Here is a 19,637-nt window from a genome sequence, read left to right as displayed (position 1 = left end):
GCGAGAAAACACCGCGCCCGGCTCTTGTATTTGAAAAGAAGTCTTCTTTACGTTGCCTGAGGACCCGAGCGAAGCGCAGCGACAGCGAGGAGAGGTCCCATGACCGACACCGGAAGCGTCAGCGGCGGGCTGGTACGCCGCGTCGGCCTGTTCCAGGCCACCGCCCTGAACATGAGCCAGATGGTCGGCGTGGGCCCCTTCATCACGATTCCGCTGATGGTCGGCGCCTTCGGCGGGCCGCAGGCGGTCGTCGGCTTCGTGGCGGGCGCGCTGCTGGCACTCCTGGACGGGCTGGTCTGGGCCGAGTTGGGCGCCGCGATGCCCGGCGCGGGCGGTACGTACGTGTACGTGCGCGAGGCCTTCCAGTACCGGACCGGCAAGCTGATGCCGTTCCTCTTCGTGTGGACGGCGATCCTCTTCATACCGCTGATCATGTCGACGGGCGTGATCGGACTCGTCCAGTACCTGGGCTACTTGTGGCCCTCGATGGGCCAGACCGCCGGCGACCTGGTCGGCGTCGGAGTCGTCGCCCTGGTCATGCTGCTGCTGTGGCGCCGCATCGAGTCGATAGCGAAGCTGACCACCGTCATGTGGGGCGTCATGCTGCTCGCGGTGGTGCTGGTGCTGGCCGCGGCCTACACCAACTTCGACCCGAGCCTGGCCTTCGACTACCCGAAGGGCGCCTTCGACGTCCTCGACGGCGGCTTCTGGGCCGGCTTCGCGGGCGGCCTCGCGATCGGCGTCTACGACTACCTCGGCTACAACACCGCCGCGTATCTCGGCAGCGAGATCAAGGACCCGGGACGGATCATGCCCCGGGCGATCATCTACTCCGTGCTCGGCGTCCTGTGCATCTACCTGCTGCTCCAGATCGGGTCCGTGGGCGCGATCGACTGGCACCGGATGACCGACCCGGACTCGGTCGCCTCCACGTCCGTGGCCTCCGCGGTGCTGGAGAGCGCCTGGGGCCGGGGCGTCGCGGACGTCGCCACCGTGCTGATCCTGATCACCGCCTTCGCCTCGGTCTTCGCGGGGCTGCTGGCCGGCTCGCGGGTGCCGTACGACGCCGCACGTGACGGGGTCTTCTACCGCAGGTACGCCACCCTCCACCCGCGCCACCGCTTCCCGGTGCTCGGGCTGATCACCATGGGCGTCATCACGACCGCGGGCTTCCTCATCGGCCGCCATACGGACCTTCAGACCCTGATCCAGCTGCTCACCACCGTGATGGTGCTGGTGCAGACGCTGTCGCAGATCGTCGCCCTGACGGTGCTGCGACGGCGGCAGCCGCAGCTGCGCCGGCCGTACCGGATGTGGCTCTATCCGCTGCCGAGCATCCTCGCCTTCGCGGGCTGGACCTTCATGTACGGCGCCTCGGACCACAACGCTCCCGGCAGGCACCCCATCGAATGGTCGCTGGCCTGGCTCGCCCTCGGGATGCTCGCCTTCGCGCTGTGGGCCCGCAAGGAACGGACATGGCCCTTCGGCGACAAGGAGATACGGGAGCAGTACCTGGACGCGCAGCGGGCCGGGGAGGAAGGCGAACCGGAGCCGGGAAAGGTCTCTTCTTGAGCGACGGGGGCGGAGAGAACGGCGGGAACGGCGGCGGCCACGAGCACGGGCAGGAGTACGGCCGCGAGCACGGGCCCGGGTACGGATCCGTCCGCGAAGACGCAGGCGGAACCGGGAGGGCCCCTGCCGGCTCCGGCTCAGGCTCAGGCTCCGGCTCCGGCTCCGGCTTCGTGCTCGCCATCGACATCGGCGGTACGAAGACGGACCTGGCGACCGTGGCACCGGACGGCACGCTGCTGCACCGCGCCACCACCGCCACCCGGGCCTCCGACGGCGCGGCGCACGTCGTGCGGCGCGCGGTGCTGCGGGGCCGTGAACTGGCCGCGGAGACGGAGGAGGAGCTGCGTGAGCCGCTGCTCGCGGTGGGCGCCGTGTGCGTGGGCATCGTCCGGGACGAGCGGCTCATGCTGGCACCCAACCTCCCCGGCGGCGAGACCCTGGCGCTGGCCGCCACCGTCCGGGAGGGGTTCGCGGGTGCGCGTGCGGGCGGGCGCCGCGGCGGGCCGCCCGTACCGGTGGCCGTCGGCAACGACGTGAAGGCGGCGGCGCTGGCCGAGGCCCGTTGGGGCGGCCTGGCCGGTGCGCGCTGCGGGATCTTCCTGAACCTCGGCACCGGACTGGCGGCGTCGGTCGTCCTCGACGGGCGGGTGCTGGACGGCGCGCACGGCGCCGCCGGCGAGATCGGCTACCAGCTGCTGGACCGGAACGACATCCCGGCCCCCGGCGGCGGCACCTCCGGCCCCGGCACCGGCGCCGATGCGTCAACTACGCCTGAACGGGCGCCGCTTGAGGAGTTCGTATCGGGACGCGCACTCGCCGAGCGCGGCTCCCGGCTGCTGGGCCGCCGGGCCGACACTGCCCAGGTGTTCGAAGCGGCCGTGCTCAAGCCGGAGTTGGGGCGGCTCGTGGACGAGGCCGTAGACACCCTCGCGATGCACACCGCCAATCTCGCCGTCGCCCTCGACCCCGACCGCGTCGTGGTCGGCGGCGGCCTGCTCCGCGCCCGTCACCGCATCCTCCCGCGGCTGGCGGAGGTGCTGAACAGCACGGTCCCCTTCCCCCCGCAGGTGCGCCGCGCGCACTTCCCCTACGAGGCGCCCCTGCACGGAGCGGCCGTCCTCGCGCTGGACGCCGCGGGCGCCGACGCGGGGCGGGACCGCTCCGCCAGGGACCGGTTCACTGGGCCGGAACGACGTTGACCAGCTTGGGCGCCCGCACGATCACCTTCCGGATGCCGGCACCGCCCAGCGCCCCCACGATCGCGGGCTCGGCCAGCGCCTGCGCCTCCAGATCGGCCTCCGAGATGGACGGCGAGACCTCCAGCCGTGCCTTGACCTTGCCCTTGACCTGCACCACGCACGTCACCGTCTCGTCGACCAGGTACGCGGGGTCGGCCACGGGGAAGTCCTCGTAGACGACGCTCTCCTCGTGGCCCAGCCGCCGCCACAGCTCCTCGGCGATGTGCGGAGCCAGCGGCGCGATCAGCAGCACCAGCCGCTCGGCGACCGAACGCGGCACCTCACGCACCTTGGTGACGTGGTTGTTCAGCTCGGTGATCTTCGCGATGGCGGTGTTGAAGCGCAGCGCCGCCAGGTCCTGGCCGACGCCGTCGATCGCCTTGTGCAGCGCCCGCAGCGTCTCCTCGTCGGGCTCGGCGTCGACGACGGTGACCTCGCCGGTCGTCTCGTCGACGACGTTGCGCCACAGCCGCTGCAACAGCCGGTACTGCCCGACGACTGCACGCGTGTCCCACGGCCTGGAGACGTCCAGCGGCCCCATCGCCATCTCGTACAGACGCAGCGTGTCCGCGCCGTACTCGGCGCAGATCTCGTCCGGAGTGACCGCGTTCTTCAGGGACTTGCCCATCTTGCCCAGCAGCCGGCCGACCCGCTCGCCCTTGTGGAAGTACGCGCCGTCGGCCTCCTCGACCTCGGCGGCCGGCACGGCGATGCCCCGGCTGTCGCGGTAGACGTACGCCTGGATCATGCCCTGGTTGTACAGCCTGTGGAACGGCTCGGCCGACGAGACGTGCCCCAGGTCGTAGAGCACCTTCGACCAGAAGCGCGCGTACAGCAGGTGCAGCACCGCGTGTTCGGCGCCGCCCACGTACAGGTCGACACCGCCGTGCGGGATGCCCTCGCGGGGGCCCATCCAGTAGCGCTCGACGTCGGGGTCGACCAGCCGCTCACGGTTGTGCGGGTCCAGGTAGCGCAGCTCGTACCAGCACGAACCCGCCCAGTTCGGCATGGTGTTGGTCTCCCGGCGGAAGCGCCGCGGGCCCTTGCCGTCGCCCAGGTCCAGGGTGACGTTCACCCACTCCTCGTTGCGCGACAGCGGGGTCTCGGGGACGGTCTGGGCGTCGTCCGGCTCGAAGACGCGCGGCGAGTAGTCGTCCACCTCGGGCAGTTGCAGCGGCAGCATCGACTCGGGCAGCGAGTGCGCCACGCCGTCCTCGTCGTACAGGATCGGGAACGGCTCGCCCCAGTAGCGCTGGCGGCTGAACAGCCAGTCGCGCAGGCGGTAGTTGACCGTGCCCTCGCCGATGCCCTCGCTCTCCAGCCACTCGGTCATCCGCGCCTTGGCCTCGGTCACGCCCAGGCCGTCCAGACTGACGCCGTCCGACGCGGAGTTGACGATCTTCGCGTCGTACGAGACGAACGCCTCGTCCCACTCGGCCGTGTCCGTGCCGCGCCCGTCCGTCGGCTCCACCACGCAGCGCACCGGCAGCTCGAAGGCGCGCGCGAAGGCGAAGTCCCGGTGGTCGTGGGCCGGGACGGCCATGATCGCGCCCGTGCCGTACCCCATCAGCACATAGTCGGCGACGAAGACGGGGACGCGCTCGCCGCTGACGGGGTTCGTGGCGTAGGCGCCCGTGAAGACGCCGGTCTTGTCCTTGGCCTCGGCCTGCCGCTCGACGTCCGACTTGGCCGCTGCCTGCGCCCTGTACGCGGCGACGGCCGCGGCGGGGTCGGCGTGACCGCCCGTCCACACCTCGTGGGTGCCCTCGGGCCACTGGACGGGCACGACGCTGTCCACCAGGGGGTGTTCGGGAGCCAGCACCATGTACGTCGCCCCGAACAGGGTGTCCTGGCGGGTGGTGAAGACCTCGATCCTGCCGTCGCCCAGCGGGAAGTCGATGCGGGCGCCTTCGCTACGGCCGATCCAGTTGCGCTGCTGCAACTTGATGGCCTCGGGCCAGTCCAGGCCCTCCAGGTCGGACAGCAGCCGGTCCGCGTAGGCGGTGATGCGCATGTTCCACTGGCGCAACTCCGCCTTGAACACCGGGTAGTTGCCGCGCTCGGAGCGGCCCTCCGCCGTGACCTCCTCGTTCGCCAGTACGGTGCCCAGACCGGGGCACCAGTTGACGGGGGCGTCGGAGGCGTAGGCCAGCCGGTACTCGCCCAGGACCTCGGCCCGCTGCACGGCGTTCAGCTCGTCCCAGCGCGCGAAGCCGTCCGGCGTCTCACGCCCGCCCGACTCGAACTGCCCCACCAGCTCGTCGATCGGACGAGCCCTCCCGGCCTCGTCGTCGTACCAGGAGTTGAAGATCTGGAGGAAGATCCACTGGGTCCACTTGTAGTAGTCGGGGTCGATCGTCGCGAAACCGCGGCGCTGGTCGTGGCCCAGGCCCAGGCGGCGCAGCTGAGCCTTCATCTGGACGATGTTGGCCTCGGTGGAGGCCCGAGGGTGCGTGCCGGTCTGCACGGCGTACTGCTCGGCGGGCAGGCCGAAGGCGTCGAAGCCCAGCGTGTGCAGCACGTTGTGCCCGGTCATCCGCTGGAAGCGGGCGAAGACGTCGGTGGCGATGTACCCCAGCGGATGGCCCACGTGCAGGCCCGCGCCCGAAGGGTACGGAAACATGTCCATGATGAACTTCTTGGGCCTGGCCACCGTCGCCGGGTCGCCGGACAGATCGCCGTCGCCGGGGTTCGGCGCCTCGTACGTGCCCTGCTTGTCCCAGAAGTCCTGCCAGCGCGCCTCGATGTCGGCGGCCAGTGCCGCCGTGTAGCGATGGGGGGCCGCGCTCTCCGCGGCAGTCGTGGTCTCGGTCATCGTCCTCAAAGCTCCATCGGTCGTCTCTGCCGAGCACAAATGAAAAATCCCCTCGCACAGGAGGGGACGCCGCGCCGATTCCGGTCCGTCTCACCGGGGACCGGGACTGATCAGCGCGGCCGGCTAAGCAGAAGGCGTACGGCACGCATGCGGTCAGGGTACCGCAAGGGCGACGGGCCTTCACCCGCGATCCCCCGCAGCCCGCCCGCACCTCGGCCCGGCTGCCAACTCCCTACGACAGCAGGCGAGTTGCCCCACCCCGGCGCCCCCGCGACACCCACCTCACGTGACCCAGCTCACTCCGACGAGCCCGCCTCGGAAGCCGCTCCCCGCACCGCACAACCGGCAACGGCACGGCAAGGGAGCCCAGGGAAAGCCACCCTCAACGCCGACCCACCGGGGCGCAGGGGGCGAAGCCCCCGCAGGGGAAAGCGGAAAACGGCGCGCACCCCGAGGGGCAGCCGGGGGAAAGCCACAATCGACGCGAACCCCGAGGGGAACGGCAGGGGGCGAAGCCCCCGCCCAAAGGGGGGTGCCGGGGGCGAAGCCCCCGCCGGGGGTGCGGGTGGCGGAGCCCCCGCCCCGCGCGGCGAAGCCGCGCAAAAACAACGAGAGCGACCCGGTCCGCGCCTTCCGCGGACACATGTCGCCCTCGCACTCGTGGAGCTAAGGAGAATCGAACTCCTGACCTCTTGCATGCCATGCAAGCGCTCTACCAACTGAGCTATAGCCCCGAAATCGATCCGCCCGGGGTCGGGCCCCGCAGCGGCGTCGCCAACCTTACACGGCCGCTGCCACGTTCCGCCAAATCGGTTTCCCGCCGCCTCACGAGCCCCGGGCACGGCCGGCGGCCCGGCGGGTACTGTCGACGCCCGCCGTCCCCGAAGCCCCCGACTCCCGGAGCACGCACCGCCGTGAGCGCCTTGCCGCAGTCCGCACAGAGCCGGTCCCGACAGAGCGGGATCCGCGGCCGCAGCGCGCTGGCAGCACGTGCGCTGGAGCGGCCGGTGCTGATCGCCTCGGGTGTCTGCCTGCTCTCGTTCGCCGCGTTCTGGACTGCACAGCGGGCGACGGGCGTCTCGATGATCGACCTCATGGTCTACCGGGCGGAGGGCTGGACCGTACGCACCGGCGGCGATCTCTACGCGATGCGCGCCACCTACGCGGATCTGCCGACCACGTATCCGCCTTTCGCGGCACTGCTGTTCATGCCGTTGACGCTGCTGGACGTCGCGGACATGCGGACCCTGGGGACCGCGGGGAACCTCGTGCTGCTCGTGGCGGTCGTCCATCTCTCCCTGCGGCTGATCGGTGACCGACCCCGTCCCTTCCGTTCCTCCCGTTCCTCGCTCCTCTCCCGCCTCGCCAACGGCCCGCACCGGCCGTCCCTTCCGCGCCCCGCGGCCACGCTGCTGATCTCATCGGCCGCCGTGTGGTGCGAGCCGCTGTGGACGACGCTCCGGTACGGGCAGATCAATCTGCTGATGACCGTGCTCGTGCTGTGGGACCTCTCGCGCCGCCCTGGGCACCGCTTCTCGGGGGCGGGCATCGGTGTCGCGGCGGGCATCAAGCTCACGCCGGCGCTGTTCGCGGTCTTCCTCGCCCTGCACGGCACGGTACGGGCCGTACGGCGGCGGCGCGGCACGAGCGATACCGACGGTGAGGGCGTGCGCAATCCCGAACTGCGCCGATTCGCCGTCGCCGCGGGCACGTTCACGGGTACGGCGCTGCTGGGCGCACTGGTGCTGCCGTACGACTCGCGCCGCTTCTGGTTCCACGTGCTGTTCCGTTCGGAGCGCGTGGGACATGCGGAGATCACCGACAACCAGTCGCTGCGCGGTGTCGTGGCGCGGCTGCTGCACACCGGCGATCCGGGCGGCCCGTGGCTCGTGCTCGCCGTGCTCGTGGCGCTGGCGGGTCTGGCGGTCGCCGTCGCGGCGGCCTCGGCCGACCGCCGCCGGCTGCCGTACGCCCCCGCGTGGGCGGCCATGGTGTGCGCGGTGACGGCCCTGCTGGTGAGCCCCGTCTCGTGGTCGCATCACTGGGTGTGGTGCGTACCGCTTGTGCTGCTGCTCTGCGCGGAGGCCCTGACCCGTGAACGTGCCCTGTTCTGGGCGGTGTCGGCGGGTGCGGCGGCGCTGCTCTTCTGCTCGTACGCGGTGTGGCTGGTCCCGCACGGCGTCACGGGACCGGTGAAGCCCGAACTCCACCAGTCGGGCGGCCAGATGGCGCTCTCGGCGCTCTATCCGGCTGGCGGCCTGGCCTTCCTGGCGCTGGCCGCGGTGGTGTCGCTACGGGCGCTGCGCGGGCGGTCACCGTACGAAGCAGACGGGGCGGACGGGGCGGACTGCGCGGCCGACCGGCCGCAGGCAGGGGCGAGTTGAAGTTGACAGGCCGGTGCCGTCAGGCCGTCGCGAAGGAGTAGAAGCGCTTCAGGGTGCAGTGCTCGTCGAGGAGACGTCCGTAGATGGGCTCGCCGTCGAGTTCGCGGTAGGTCTCGATCGGGTCGCCCTTTATGATCAGCGCCCGCGCGCAGTCCTCGCACCAGTACTGGAACTCGGGGTTGACCGGCTCCATGTCGCGGACGATGGGCGTACCACTGCCGCACCAGTCGCACTTCCGGCTGTGTGCACCCATCAGTCATCAGCCCCAGCTGTGGCCGCAGGTCGTGCACACGTAGGAAACTCCTCCATTGTCGCCGAGCATCTGGGCAACGTCCGATGAACCGCATGCCGGACACAGCAACGTCCTTGTCGATACCGCTGTTCGACCGGCGGCGGGACCCGTGCGCAAGCGGACCGGCTGCCGACCGGCCTCGGCGAGGAGCACTGCCGACATCGCACACGTCCCTCCCCTCGGCCCTCCCCCCTACCGGCCATCACGATTCTGCCACGTTCTCCCATTGCACAGGAGGCCCGGTCGGCGTCAGGGGTGCGGACCGCGTCAGGAGGCGCCAGCCTCACAGAATCGACGGGGCCAGGAGGATTCCGGTTCCGGACGTCTCAGAGGTTTATCCCCCTCGGGCCCGCCCCCGGAAACGACGCCCGGCCCAACAGGCCGCGCAGAACCCGAACTTCCGCCCGATGAAGCCGAAATCAACCCGAACTCCCCACGCGGACGACCGCGGTGACGCCCCGGCTCGAAGAAAGCCAGAAACGACGCGCACCCTCAAAGGGGACGCAAGGGGCGAAGTCACGCCAGGGAAAGCCAGAAACGACGCGAACCCCGAGGGGGACGGCAGGGGGCGAAGCCCCCCGCCCAAAGGGGGTGCCGGGGGCGAAGCCCCCGCCGGGGGTGCGGGTGGCGGAGCCCCCGCCCCGCGCGGCGAAGCCGCGCAAAAGCAACGAGAGCGACCCGCTCCGCGCCTTCCGCGGACACATGTCGCCCTCGCACTCGTGGAGCTAAGGAGAATCGAACTCCTGACCTCTTGCATGCCATGCAAGCGCTCTACCAACTGAGCTATAGCCCCGGGCAGTTCACGGATTCCGGCGTACGCTCCGCGCTCCGCGGTCCGCCTCGTGAACGGGAGGAAGCCTAACCGGTGACCAGGCCGGATGGGAAATCAGCGGGAGCGGAGGTCAGGCCCCGCACAGGGTCACGCCCGCGGGCTGCCTGCCCGGCCACGGCCGGCCACCGACGGCCGTCAGTCGTCGTCAGCCGCCAACTGCCGCCCGGCCGCCGTCAGTCGTCAGTCCTCAGTCGTCAGTCGTCGTCGCCGAGCACCGGCTGCGGCAGCGTGCCCGCGTTGTGCTCCAGCAGCCGCCAGCCCCGTGCCCCCTCGCCCAGCACGGACCAGCAGCAGTTGGAGAGCCCGCCCAGCGCCTCCCACGTATGGGGAACGAGCCCCAGCAGGCGCCCGATGGTCGTACGGATCGTGCCGCCGTGGCTCACGACGACCAGCGTGCCGCCCGGTGGGAGCTTCTCCACGTTCCGCTCGACCAGGGGGGCGGCGCGGTCGGCGACCTCGGTCTCCAGCTCGCCGCCGCCCCGCCGTACGGGCTCGCCGCGCTTCCACGCCGCGTACTCGTCGCCGTAGCGCTCGACGATCTCCTCGTGCGTCAGGCCCTGCCACGCACCGGCGTACGTCTCGCGCAGCGCTTCGTCGTGCGTGACGTCGAGGCCGGTGATCGAGGCCAGTTCGGCGGCTGTGGCGGCCGTGCGCCGCAGGTCGGAGGCGAGGATCGCGTCCGGCCGGAGTGCCGCCAGGAGGCGGGCGGCGCGGCGTGCCTGCTCCAGTCCCGCGGGGGTCAGCTCGATGTCGGTGGAGCCCTGGAAGCGGCGCTCTAGATTCCAGGCGGTCTGGCCGTGCCGCCACAGAACGATCCTGCGGTCGCGGCGGACGGGCGGTGCGGGAGTCACGGCGGGCTGCGCCGTCACCGGGGACCGTCGCTTCCGCCGTACGGACCGCCGGACGGGTCGCCGTCCTGGCCGCCGGACGCCGCCTCACGCGCGGCGTGCTCGCGGTCCTTGCCGCGGGTGGCCTTGGCGTCCTCGGGCAGGTCGAGCTCGGGGCAGTCCTTCCAGAGCCGTTCCAGCGCGTAGAAGACCCGCTCCTCGCTGTGCTGCACGTGCACCACGATGTCGACGAAGTCGAGCAGCACCCAGCGCCCGTCCCGCTCGCCCTCGCGGCGGGCGGGCTTGACGCCCTGCTCCTTCAGCAGCCGCTCCTCGATCTCGTCGACGATGGCTTTGACCTGCCGGTCGTTGGGCGCGGAGGCCAGCAGGAAGGCGTCGGTGATGGCGAGGACGTCGCTGACGTCGTAGGCGACGATGTCGTGCGCGAGCTTGTCCGCCGCGGCCTGGGCGGCGGCCTCGATCAGCTCGGTGGAACGGTCCGTGACGGTCACAGGCAAGGCTTTCGAATCGGAGGCGGAGGTCACATCCGACGGCCGCACCTGACAGCCGTGCCGGGCCGCCGGGTACGCCGGTCGTATGTACGTATGCGTGTCAGGGACCAGGATCTCACGCCTGCCCGCGGGCTCTCACTCCTTGTAGTCCCTGCCCAGCACGACCGTCACATCGGCGTTCGCCGCGCCCTTGCCCTTGCTGACCGCGCTGCCCGGCAGTCCGAGCGTCTTGGCCACTTCGTCCGCCTTGGCCTTGTACTTGCCGTCGGCGTACGTCACCTGGGAGCGGGCCTGCGCCTTGCTGCCGGCGCCGCCCTTGACCACGGTGTAGCCGCTGTTGACGAGGTCGGCGGAGGCGGAGTCGTCGCTGCCGCGGTCGCCGCTGGCGTTGACGATCTTCACCCTGGGCGCCGCGTCCGGGTCGGTGTTCTTGACCGTGCCGCCCAGCACCTGCTTCACCAGGCCGTCGCTCGTGCTCGGGCTGAGCGTGCCGTTGGCCCTGACCGGCAGCACCTGCGTCCGGTACGAGCCGTCCTTGGCCTGGCTCGCCAGCTTCGCCAGCGAGGCTCCCAGCTCCGGCTCGGGCAGCGACGGGTCCGGGATCTGGCCGAGGGTCTCGACGGTCTTGGTCGCCGACTTGGAGTCGCTGGAGAGCTTCCGCAGCGTCTGGTGCATGACCTCGCCGAAGCGCTCCAGCTGGCGGGTCTGCGGCTCGCCCCTGCCGCGGTACGTGGCGTAGGCGACGGCCGCGCGCCCGTCCAGGACCTGGGCCTTGCCGCGCTCTACGAGCGGCTTGTCGCCCTTCTTCTCGCCGGGCACGGTGGCGTTCGCGTCGACCTTGACGCCGCCCACCAGCTCGACGAGGTTCTCCAGGTACGGGGTGTCCAGGCGCCAGCTGCCCTTGATGTCGGCGCCCAGCAGCGTGCCGAGGGCGTCCCTGGTGGCGGCCGTGCCCTCGTCCTCGACGGCCTTGGCGAGGGTGGTCGTGGTGCCGTTCTCGCCTGAGACGGCAAGGGAGTTGGGGAGCAGCACGGTGTTGCCGCGCTTGGCGTCGGCGTTGTCGACGAGCAGGGCCGTGGAGCTGCCGCCGCCGTCAAGTGAGCGCAGATGTACGACGATCACGTCGCGCTGCTGGCCCGCCGCCGTGGCAGCACCGCCCTTGCCCTCGCCGAGGCCGGGCAGCTTGCCCGCGTACCAGAGGTATCCGAGACCGCCCGCGGCGATCATGACGAGGGCCACGACGAGGGTGACCACGCGGTTGCGGCCGCGGCGCTTGGCCTCCTCGCGGCGCTCGGTGCGGCTCTCGCTGAACTTGAGCCAGTCGATGACGTCTTCGGAGTCGTCGGTGTTCTCCTCCACGAAGGAGAACTCCTCCGTGTGGTATCCGTCGCCGCCCTGACCGGCGGCGCCGCCCTGGCCGGGCCCGCCCGGGACTCCCGCGCGGGCACCGGGGGCGGACGGCTGCTGCTGCGCGTCCTGCTGGGGGATCCACTGCTGCTGGGACTGGTGCTGGCCCTGGTGCTGCTGGGGCTGCTGTGCCGGAGCGGGGGCCTGCTGTGCCTGCGGGGCCTGCTGCCCGTACGTGCCGTAGCCGTCGTAGGTCTCGTAGCGGCCGGAGTTCCCGTAGCCGCCGGAGGCGTCGTATCCGTACCCCTGCGGCTCGGACTGCTGTGACTGGGGCGGCTGCTGGGGCGGCTGCTGGGGCGGCTGCGGTGTCTGCTGCCCTGGCTGCTGTCCGGGCTGCTGCCGCGTCCCTTGCGGTCCGCCGTCCTCGTAGCCGTACACGGGCTGCCCGTACTCGTCGTAGCCGAGGAACCGGGGCTGCTGCTCGGGCTGGGCGCCCTGCCCCTGTCCGTACGGGTCGTAGCCGTAGCGCTCGTTCATGACTGGGGCGCCTCCTCCCCGTACAGCCCCCGCTTGTTGATGTAGCGCACCACACCGTCCGGCACCAGATACCAGACGGGGTCGCCCCTGCGCACCCGTGCGCGGCAGTCCGTGGAGGAGATGGCCAGCGCCGGCACCTCCACGAGCGAGACCCCGCCGTCCGGCAGGCCCGGGTCGGTCAGGGTGTGACCGGGGCGGGTGGCGCCGATGAAGTGGGCGAGGGAGAAGAGTTCGTCGGCGTCGCGCCAGCCGAGGATCTGGGCGAGGGCGTCGGCACCGGTGATGAAGAAGAGGTCGGTGTCCGGGTTGGCGGCCCGCAGATCACGCAGGGTGTCGATGGTGTACGTACGGCCGCCGCGGTCGATGTCGATGCGGCTGACGGAGAACTGCGGGTTGGAGGCCGTGGCGATGACCGTCATCAGATAGCGGTCCTCGGCGGGCGAGACCTGCTGGTGGGTCTTCTGCCACGGCTGCCCGGTGGGCACGAAGACCACCTCGTCGAGGTGGAAACGCGTGGCCACCTCGCTCGCGGCGACGAGGTGCCCGTGGTGGACCGGGTCGAACGTCCCGCCCATCACTCCCAGCCGCCGCTTGCCGGTGCCGGGCACTATGTCCTCTCCCATGCCCGCCGACCTTATCCCCTCGGCCCTCGCTCCGCTGCTCCGCCTGTACGACGCGGAGGACCCGCCGGACGGCACGGGCGGACGCCCCGGCGGGCGTGCCCGCGGAGCACCGCTTACGGCGACGACGCGGCGCCCGCGCCCGGCGTGCTCCCGCTCGTGCCCGGCGTGCTCCGGGGTCAGCGGTCCCGGTTGAAGCGGGTGGTGATCCACAGCAGCAGGAGCAGGGCCAGCAGGGCACCGCCGCCGGTGATGAAGGGGAGCACCGGGTCGTGCTCGGAGTGCTCGCTGCCCTCGGAGGCCAGGGTGGCGAAGGCGTGGTGTGCGGCGCTGGGAAGCATCATCGTCGGCAGGACCTATCCACGTGTGGGCCGGACAGTACGTCGTGTGCTGGACATCGTAAGCGGGGCCCTTCCGCGCGCTCACGCCACCTCTCGCTTGCGCCGGCCTCGTTGGCCCCGACTCGTCGTCCCGGCTTCGCACTTCCTCCTCCCGATCCTCCCCGGATCCCCCCGATTCCGCTTGGTTCACCGGCGTTCTGCGGCGTTCTCCGTCGTTCTCCGGCGTTCTCCTCAGTAACGCAACCCTCCGGGGCCCCTGTGACGTCTCCTCCCCACGTCCGGGTCCCTACCGGACGCGTTCGCCCCGGGCATCCGGTTCCGAGCGCCTAGGCTGAACTCGACCCACCGTGAACGGTGATGAAAGCGACAGGGGGAACGCGATGAGCGACAACGCAGGCACCGAGCGGCTGCCCGGCCGCAACCGGCGCCGCTTCCCGGGGATCTCCTCCCGGACCTACGAACATCCCTCGGACCGCTCGGCGCTCGTCGCGTTGCGCAAACTCAGCGGTTTCGACTCGGTCTTCAAGGCACTGAGCGGACTGGTGACGGAGCGCAGCCTCCGGCTGCTCTTCCTCGCCAACTCGGTACGCGTCAACGACGAGCAGTTCGCGCACCTCAACTCGATGCTGCGGGACGCCTGTTACATACTGGACCTGGAGAAGGTCCCGCCGATGTACGTGAGTCAGGACCCGAAGCCGAACGCCATGTGCATCGGCCTCGACGCTCCCGTCATCGTCCTCACCACCGGCCTCGTCGAGCTGCTCGACGAGGAGGAGATGCGCGCGGTCATCGGCCACGAGGTGGGCCACGCCCTCTCGGGCCACGCCGTCTACCGCACGATCCTGCTGTTCCTGACCAACCTCGCCCTCAAGGTCGCCTGGATCCCGCTCGGGAACGTCGCGATCATGGCGATAGTGACGGCGCTGCGCGAGTGGTTCCGCAAGTCGGAGCTGTCGGCTGACCGTGCGGGGCTGCTCGTCGGGCAGGACCTGAACGCCTCGCTGCGCGCTCTGATGAAGCTCGCGGGCGGCAACCACCTGCACGAGATGAACGTCGACTCCTTCCTCGCGCAGGCCGAGGAGTACGAGTCGGGCGGCGACATCCGGGACTCCGTACTGAAGATCATGAACGTGCTGCCACGGAGCCACCCCTTCACAGCGGTGCGCGCCGCGGAGCTGAAGAAGTGGGCCGAGAGCCGCGACTACCAGCGCATCATGGACGGCCACTACGACAAGCGTGAGGACGACAAGCAGACCTCGGTCTCCGAGTCGTTCAAGCAGTCGGCGGGCCACTACACCGAGTCGTTCAAGAACAGCAAGGACCCGCTGATGGGTCTCGTACGCGACATCGCCGGCGGCGCGGGCGACCTGGGCGGCAAGCTGCGCGACACCTTCACCGGAAGGAACGCCGGCGGCGACGGGCCCGGATCGGGCTCCGGTTCCGGCTCCGGCTCCGGCTCCGGCTCCGGTTCCGGCGACAGCGGCGGCGGCGGCGCAAACGGCAACGGCAGCACGGGGAGCGGCAGTTCGGCCTGAGAGCGGCGCCGCCCAGGCGGCGACCACGGCACGCCGCACATCCGCCCGCACGAGCCCGGCACGAGGGAGTACGTACCCGCGTACCGGCCGCCCGCTCCGGCACCCGCCGGACGGACCGACCGGACCGGAGCGCTAGCTGTCCTTCGCCGCCGGGCTCGGCTGTGAGCTGCTGGAGAGCACACCGCACAGGGAGGCCGACGACCGTCCGCGCGCGTACGGGTCGGTGCCCGCCGCGCTGTCGTCCTTGGCCTTCTCACCGGCGAGCAGCGGCTCCAGCGCGTCCGACATGTCGGCGGAGCAGGGCAGCGGCCCGGCCCGCATCGACACCTGCTGCACCCTCAGTTGCTGCCGCCGGAGGTCCTCGCGGTCGATCTGGAAGCGCACTTCGCGCCGCACGGTGAACAGGGAGGACTTCGCCTCGGCCTGCTTGCCGTCGCCCTCCTCGGTGGCCCGCACCGCGTACACGAAGGCGTGGTCGGCGACGACCTCCAGCGCGTCCGCTCCCGATTCCTGCACCGTCATCGCGCCGTTGACGCGGATCCGGGAGTCGGCGAGCGTCGTCTTCGACGGGTCGAAGCGGACCATCCAGCCGGTCGCGGAGTGCCGGCCGTCGTTGCGCGGATGGTCGGTGCTCTGGTCGAACTGCTCCTGCTGCGCCGGGTCGAGCATTATCCGCACGTCGCGGACGGCGTTGCCGCTGAGCACGGACGGGTCGAGCGAGCTGGTGACGACGTACTCCTTGGCGGCCGTCAGCGCGGACAGCACCTGGCTCTCGGAGAAGTGCCGAGTGCGCCGCGCGGGCGGCAGCGTCACGCCGTCGGCCCCGGCACGGAAATGGGCGGCAGGGCTGTGCTTGTAGAGGTCGTCGGGGGTGCCGCCGGGCACCTCGTCGCGGGGGGCGAGCGGCAGCAGGGCGTTGCGCATCGGTTCGGGAGGCGGGTCGGCCGGTGCCTGGTACGGGTTGCGGATGCCCATGTAGATCGCCGTGCCGAAGGCGAGGACGATCAGCAGCACCAGGACGATGCCCTGGCGCGAGGCGGTGATGGACTCCCGTCCGTAGGGCGTGTTCAGCTCGGCGTCGGCGGCGTCCCCGGCGAGCGGGTAGGAGCGGTTGCGCACGGCTGCGTGACCCTCGTCCTCCATGCGCTCGCGCGCGGAGAACTCCTGTAGCCGGGCAGCCTTGATGAAGGACTCGTCGAAGACGACGGATCGATAGTCGTCGCGATACTCGTCGTCGCCCCCGGAGGCGTCGTCGGGTGTTCCCTCTGGGGGATTGCCTCGCCCGGCCATACCAACAGAGTAGGTCCGCCCGGCCGTCCGTAAACGCTTCGGTGCGGGGGTAAACCGACCGATTCGCGTGTTCGTGAACGACTCGTCGCCGTGACGTGAAGAGACCGTGACCGTACGGGCCGCATTCGGCGCTTCGCGCGAGGGCCGCGCCCGCCTTCGTGAGCAGCGTGAACGTGACCGCGAACGGGGCGGAACGGGCGGCTCCAGCGGTCTTCCGGCGTACGGACCGCGATCTTCCGGCGTACGGACCGTCCAGCGGTCCGGGGGGGCGGGCGGTCAGCCGGTGCCCGGCTGCACCGGGATGCCCGGCAGCCGCTGCTGTGCTCCCTCGTGCCCCTTGCCCGAGGAGTCGACGCCCGTCGTCGCGGGCGGCGGTGTGGGGTCCTGGCGCTGCTGCGACGTACCGCGGTACACGGCGCCGAGCGCGAGGGCGACCATGCCGATGCCCATCACCAGGGCGAGCAGCCACGCCACGGGCCGCTGCCAGCGGGCGTGACCGCGGTAGGGGCGGCGGTGCGTGGAGGCGCCGTGCCTGGCGTGTGCGGGGCGCGGCCTGCGGAAGTCGGAGCCGTGCTCCTCGCCGAGGTCGAAACGGGGGTCGTAGCGGCGCCCGGGACCGAAGCGGATGTACTGCCCGTACTGGTCGTACTGGTCGAAGGGGGCGAAGCGGCCGTACTGGTACGCGGTCCAACGCCCGGTGTCCCCGAAGGAGTTGTGATCGTACGGGCCGTACGGCTCATACCGGCCCGGCCCGTGGGACTCGTAGTGGTCGTACTCCTCGCCGTCGCCCGGCTCCAGGTACTCGGTGTAGTCGGAGCGGTCGAACCGGCCTTCGTCGTCGTCCTCGTCGTCCGCTTCCTCCGGCCCGGCCAGGCCGTCCAGGCGTTCCGGGCCCTCGTGGCCCTCGTGGCCGCCGGGGTCGTCGCCGAAGCCGAACTCGCCGTCCGCGCCCGGCCCGTAGCCGTAGCCGTCCTCGAAGCCGCGGGCGGTCTCGCTCTCGGGATGCGACTGGGCGGCCGCCAATATGCGTTCCACGGCGGTGGGCTCGTGCACGGGTGCTGACCGTACGAAGTCCTCGTCGAGCACCAGGGCGGCGAACTCCTCGTCCGCGGCCCCGTAGTGGTACTCGGGCTCGTCACCGTCCGGGAACGGCAGGCCCCCCACGTCGTCCGGCACGCTGTCAGCGTAGACCTTTGCGGTCAATAAGGGCAGGGAGAAGCGGGATTCCATCACAAGAGCAATAACCGCAGGCCGCCGGGGCGCACTTGTGCCCTTGCCTGTCCCCACGAGGTGCGGGGGCCCGGTCCCGGCGGACCGCCGTGGGCGGTCCCGTGTCCGCCGCCGCTCAGCGCGTGTGGCCGTCCCCGGTCACCACGTACTTCGTCGACGTGAGCTCCGGCAGGCCCATCGGGCCGCGCGCGTGCAGCTTCTGCGTGGAGATGCCGATCTCCGCTCCGAATCCGAACTGGCCGCCGTCGGTGAAGCGCGTCGACGCGTTGACCATCACGGCCGTCGAGTCGACGAGCGCGGTGAACCGGCGGGCCGCGGCGGTGTCGCGGGTGACGATCGCCTCCGTGTGGCCCGAGGTCCACTCGCGGATGTGCCGTACCGCGGCGTCCAGTGACGGCACGACGGCCGCGGCGATGTCGTACGAGAGGTACTCGGTGCCCCAGTCCTCCTCCGTCGCCGGAACGACCTCCGGGCCCGCCTTCTGCCACGCCTCGTCGCCGTGCACCGTCACGCCTGCCTCGGCGAGGGCCGCCACCGCGCGCGGCAGGAACTCCCCCGCCACTCCTTCGTGTACGAGCACGGTCTCGGCGGCGTTGCAGACGCTGGGGCGCTGCGCCTTGGAGTTGACGAGGACGGCGAGGGCCGTGTCGATGTCGGCGGCCTCGTCGACGTACACGTGGCAGTTGCCCACGCCGGTCTCGATGACGGGGACGGTGGACTCCTCGACCACGGAGCGGATCAGCGAGGCGCCGCCGCGCGGGATCAGCACGTCCACCAGGCCGCGTGCGCGCATGAGTTCGCGGACGCTGTCGCGGCTCTCGCCGGGCACGAGCTGCACGGCGTCGGCGGGCACTCCGGCGCCCGCGACGGCGTCGCGCAGCACCTCGACGAGCGCGCCGTTGGAGGCGTACGCGGACGAGGAGCCGCGCAGCAGCACGGCGTTGCCGGACTTCAGGCACAGCGCGGCGGCGTCGACGGTGACGTTGGGGCGTGCCTCGTAGATGATGCCGACGACCCCGAGGGGCACGCGGATCTGGCGCAGTTCGAGCCCGTTGGGCAGCGTCGAGCCGCGCAGGACCTCGCCGACGGGGTCGGGGAGGGCCACGACGTCGCGCACGTCGGAGGCGATGGCCGCGATGCGCTCGGGGGTGAGCGTGAGCCGGTCCACGATGGCGTCCGGGGTGCCGGCGGCGCGGGCCTTGTCCACGTCGGCCGCGTTGGCGGCGACGATCTCGTCGGTGCGGGCGGTGAGCGCGTCGGCGACCGCGAGCAGGGCCGCGTCGCGGACCGTGCGCGGCAGCGGGGCGAGCTCGGCGGCGGCCTCCTTGGCGCGGCGGGCGGTCTCGGTGACGGGCGAATTCTGCGGTGCGCTCATGGTCCCGAGCTTAACGACGGGCGGGTCACGGACGGCGTGCCGTCCCAGGGTGCGGGACGGGCCCCGGACGAGAGCGGGCCCCGGACGAGAGCGGGGCCCGGCCGGGGGCGAGGCGCAGGCGGGAGCGCGGCCCTGGACGAGAGCCGGGCGGGGCCGGAGGGATGCCCCGGCGGGAGGGGCGGGCTGCGGGACCGAACTCGACCCGGACGGGAACCGGACCCGGCCGGAGAGGGCCCCGGCCAAGGGGCGCCTCGGTCAGAAGGGCCCGGAGACCTCGGTCAGAAGGGGTGGACGCCCATCGACGCTGCGGGCGGCGGGCCGTACCCCTCGGCCACCCGCTGCTGATACGTCGCGCGGCCGATGACCTCCAGGCCGACGATCTCCCACGGAGGCAGCTTCGCCGACGTACGGTGCTCGCCCCACAGCCGCAGGGCGACGGCGGCGGCGTCGTGCAGGTCTCGGGCCTCTTCCCAGTAGCGGATCTCGGCGTGATCGTTCGCGTACCGGCTGTTCAGCAGAAAGGGGTGGTCGTAGGCGAGCTGCTCCAGGGCCCGCCGCACCTCCTTGAGGGGGGCCTCCTTGCCGGCGACGCTCAGCGTGATGTGCCACAGCCGGGCGTGGTCGCGCCTGTCCGCATCCGCGCCGCCCGTACGTGATTCGGCCCGCTGCTCGGTGTCAACGCTGACCAGCCGTCTCACGGTTGGCCTCCTCGTCCGGTGAGATGCTCAGAGTCCGGGCGCCGTCGGCCTGCCGCACGACCCCCTGTACAAAGTTGACCAGCCCGGGACCGGCCGCGTGGCCGTTTTCCGGAAGGTCTCCGCGGAAAGGCTTGTCTTTTCCGCGAGGCGATGACGGTTCGGACACCACTCCCCCGTCCTCTGCACGAACCA

The 19,637-nt window shown here is 71.4% G+C and carries 16 protein-coding genes and 2 tRNA genes; 4 read left to right on the top strand and 14 right to left on the bottom strand.

The window, feature by feature from the left end; all coding sequences use genetic code 11:
- The first annotated feature begins 99 nt into the window (after positions 1-99).
- Both HCC61_RS02240 and HCC61_RS02235 read left to right on the top strand, forming a co-directional pair.
- Positions 100-1,572: an APC family permease gene (locus HCC61_RS02240; RefSeq protein ID WP_169133485.1), complete on the top strand. Its 1,473-nt coding sequence runs from the start codon at positions 100-102 to the stop codon at positions 1,570-1,572.
- The gene (locus HCC61_RS02235; protein WP_206321939.1) at positions 1,569-2,771 is read left to right on the top strand and encodes an ROK family protein; all 1,203 of its coding nucleotides are present in this window, start codon (positions 1,569-1,571) and stop codon (positions 2,769-2,771) included. The genes HCC61_RS02240 and HCC61_RS02235 overlap by 4 nt, the downstream gene beginning before the upstream one ends.
- On the opposite strand, the gene leuS is transcribed toward HCC61_RS02235, so the two are convergent.
- Together leuS and HCC61_RS02225 are read right to left on the bottom strand one after the other, a co-directional pair.
- Complete coding sequence (leuS, locus tag HCC61_RS02230) at positions 2,749-5,625, bottom strand: leucine--tRNA ligase (protein WP_169133483.1); 2,877 nt, start codon at positions 5,623-5,625, stop codon at positions 2,749-2,751. The genes HCC61_RS02235 and leuS overlap by 23 nt on opposite strands.
- A 661-nt stretch (positions 5,626-6,286) precedes the next feature.
- Positions 6,287-6,359: transfer RNA gene (locus tag HCC61_RS02225), tRNA-Ala, on the bottom strand.
- Between HCC61_RS02225 and HCC61_RS02220 the strand changes: the two genes are divergently transcribed.
- Positions 6,327-8,009: a glycosyltransferase 87 family protein gene (locus HCC61_RS02220; RefSeq protein ID WP_169133482.1), complete on the top strand. Its 1,683-nt coding sequence runs from the start codon at positions 6,327-6,329 to the stop codon at positions 8,007-8,009. The two genes, HCC61_RS02225 and HCC61_RS02220, sit on opposite strands and share 33 nt — an antisense overlap.
- Positions 8,010-8,028: 19 nt before the next feature.
- On the opposite strand, the gene HCC61_RS02215 is transcribed toward HCC61_RS02220, so the two are convergent.
- The 8 genes from HCC61_RS02215 to HCC61_RS02185 form a co-directional block, all read right to left on the bottom strand.
- Entirely contained in the window at positions 8,029-8,262 is a 234-nt protein-coding gene (locus HCC61_RS02215; protein ID WP_045863337.1) for a hypothetical protein, read from the bottom strand.
- Between the two features lie 6 nt (positions 8,263-8,268).
- Positions 8,269-8,463 carry a hypothetical protein gene (locus tag HCC61_RS30430; protein ID WP_240968350.1) on the bottom strand — a complete coding sequence of 65 codons (195 nt, stop codon included), beginning with the start codon at positions 8,461-8,463 and terminating at the stop codon, positions 8,269-8,271.
- Between the two features lie 558 nt (positions 8,464-9,021).
- Positions 9,022-9,094 (bottom strand) — tRNA-Ala (locus HCC61_RS02210).
- 233 nt (positions 9,095-9,327) lie between these two features.
- Positions 9,328-10,002 (bottom strand): histidine phosphatase family protein, encoded by a 675-nt coding sequence (locus tag HCC61_RS02205; RefSeq protein ID WP_346776980.1) that lies wholly within the window; start codon positions 10,000-10,002, stop codon positions 9,328-9,330.
- Complete coding sequence (gene rsfS, locus HCC61_RS02200; RefSeq protein ID WP_169133481.1) at positions 9,999-10,472, bottom strand: ribosome silencing factor; 474 nt, start codon at positions 10,470-10,472, stop codon at positions 9,999-10,001. The genes HCC61_RS02205 and rsfS overlap by 4 nt, the downstream gene beginning before the upstream one ends.
- 135 nt (positions 10,473-10,607) lie before the next feature.
- Entirely contained in the window at positions 10,608-12,356 is a 1,749-nt protein-coding gene (locus HCC61_RS02195; RefSeq protein WP_169133480.1) for an LCP family protein, read from the bottom strand.
- Positions 12,353-12,979, bottom strand: coding sequence for a nicotinate-nucleotide adenylyltransferase (gene nadD / locus HCC61_RS02190; protein ID WP_169133479.1), 627 nt, complete (start codon positions 12,977-12,979; stop codon positions 12,353-12,355). The genes HCC61_RS02195 and nadD overlap by 4 nt, the downstream gene beginning before the upstream one ends.
- Positions 12,980-13,155: 176 nt before the next feature.
- Positions 13,156-13,320 carry a hypothetical protein gene (locus tag HCC61_RS02185; RefSeq protein ID WP_169133478.1) on the bottom strand — a complete coding sequence of 55 codons (165 nt, stop codon included), beginning with the start codon at positions 13,318-13,320 and terminating at the stop codon, positions 13,156-13,158.
- Between the two features lie 377 nt (positions 13,321-13,697).
- On the opposite strand from HCC61_RS02185, the gene HCC61_RS02180 reads away from it, so the two are divergent.
- Positions 13,698-14,852: a M48 family metallopeptidase gene (locus HCC61_RS02180; protein ID WP_169133477.1), complete on the top strand. Its 1,155-nt coding sequence runs from the start codon at positions 13,698-13,700 to the stop codon at positions 14,850-14,852.
- A 132-nt stretch (positions 14,853-14,984) separates the two neighbouring features.
- On the opposite strand, the gene HCC61_RS02175 is transcribed toward HCC61_RS02180, so the two are convergent.
- From HCC61_RS02175 to HCC61_RS02160, 4 genes are all read right to left on the bottom strand, one after another.
- A complete protein-coding gene (locus HCC61_RS02175) occupies positions 14,985-16,142 on the bottom strand; it encodes a hypothetical protein (RefSeq protein ID WP_169133476.1) in 1,158 nt (385 codons plus the stop codon).
- A gap of 276 nt (positions 16,143-16,418) precedes the next feature.
- Positions 16,419-17,228, bottom strand: coding sequence for a hypothetical protein (locus HCC61_RS30425; protein WP_346777016.1), 810 nt, complete (start codon positions 17,226-17,228; stop codon positions 16,419-16,421).
- Between the two features lie 259 nt (positions 17,229-17,487).
- Complete coding sequence (locus HCC61_RS02165; RefSeq protein WP_169133475.1) at positions 17,488-18,747, bottom strand: glutamate-5-semialdehyde dehydrogenase; 1,260 nt, start codon at positions 18,745-18,747, stop codon at positions 17,488-17,490.
- Between the two features lie 278 nt (positions 18,748-19,025).
- On the bottom strand, positions 19,026-19,436 hold the full coding sequence (locus HCC61_RS02160; protein WP_240968420.1) for a hypothetical protein: 411 nt from the start codon (positions 19,434-19,436) through the stop codon (positions 19,026-19,028).
- Between the last annotated feature and the right edge of the window lie 201 nt (positions 19,437-19,637).

Source organism: Streptomyces sp. HNM0575 (genome assembly GCF_012726265.1).
GTDB lineage: Bacteria > Actinomycetota > Actinomycetes > Streptomycetales > Streptomycetaceae > Streptomyces.
The sequence above is the reverse complement of the archived record's forward strand: the minus strand, read 5'-3'. Positions and strand labels throughout refer to the sequence as shown.

Excerpts from the sequence above, each read along its gene's own strand:
- HCC61_RS02240 (WP_169133485.1), top strand. The coding sequence starts at position 100 with ATGACCGACACCGGAAGCGTCAGCGGCGGGCTGGTACGCCGCGTCGGC.
- leuS (WP_169133483.1), bottom strand. The coding sequence starts at position 5,625 with ATGACCGAGACCACGACTGCCGCGGAGAGCGCGGCCCCCCATCGCTAC.
- HCC61_RS02220 (WP_169133482.1), top strand. The coding sequence starts at position 6,327 with ATGCAAGCGCTCTACCAACTGAGCTATAGCCCCGAAATCGATCCGCCC.
- HCC61_RS02215 (WP_045863337.1), bottom strand. The coding sequence starts at position 8,262 with ATGGGTGCACACAGCCGGAAGTGCGACTGGTGCGGCAGTGGTACGCCC.
- HCC61_RS30430 (WP_240968350.1), bottom strand. The coding sequence starts at position 8,463 with ATGTCGGCAGTGCTCCTCGCCGAGGCCGGTCGGCAGCCGGTCCGCTTG.
- HCC61_RS02195 (WP_169133480.1), bottom strand. The coding sequence starts at position 12,356 with ATGAACGAGCGCTACGGCTACGACCCGTACGGACAGGGGCAGGGCGCC.
- nadD (WP_169133479.1), bottom strand. The coding sequence starts at position 12,979 with ATGGGAGAGGACATAGTGCCCGGCACCGGCAAGCGGCGGCTGGGAGTG.
- HCC61_RS02185 (WP_169133478.1), bottom strand. The coding sequence starts at position 13,320 with ATGATGCTTCCCAGCGCCGCACACCACGCCTTCGCCACCCTGGCCTCC.
- HCC61_RS02180 (WP_169133477.1), top strand. The coding sequence starts at position 13,698 with ATGAGCGACAACGCAGGCACCGAGCGGCTGCCCGGCCGCAACCGGCGC.
- HCC61_RS02175 (WP_169133476.1), bottom strand. The coding sequence starts at position 16,142 with ATGGCCGGGCGAGGCAATCCCCCAGAGGGAACACCCGACGACGCCTCC.
- HCC61_RS02165 (WP_169133475.1), bottom strand. The coding sequence starts at position 18,747 with ATGAGCGCACCGCAGAATTCGCCCGTCACCGAGACCGCCCGCCGCGCC.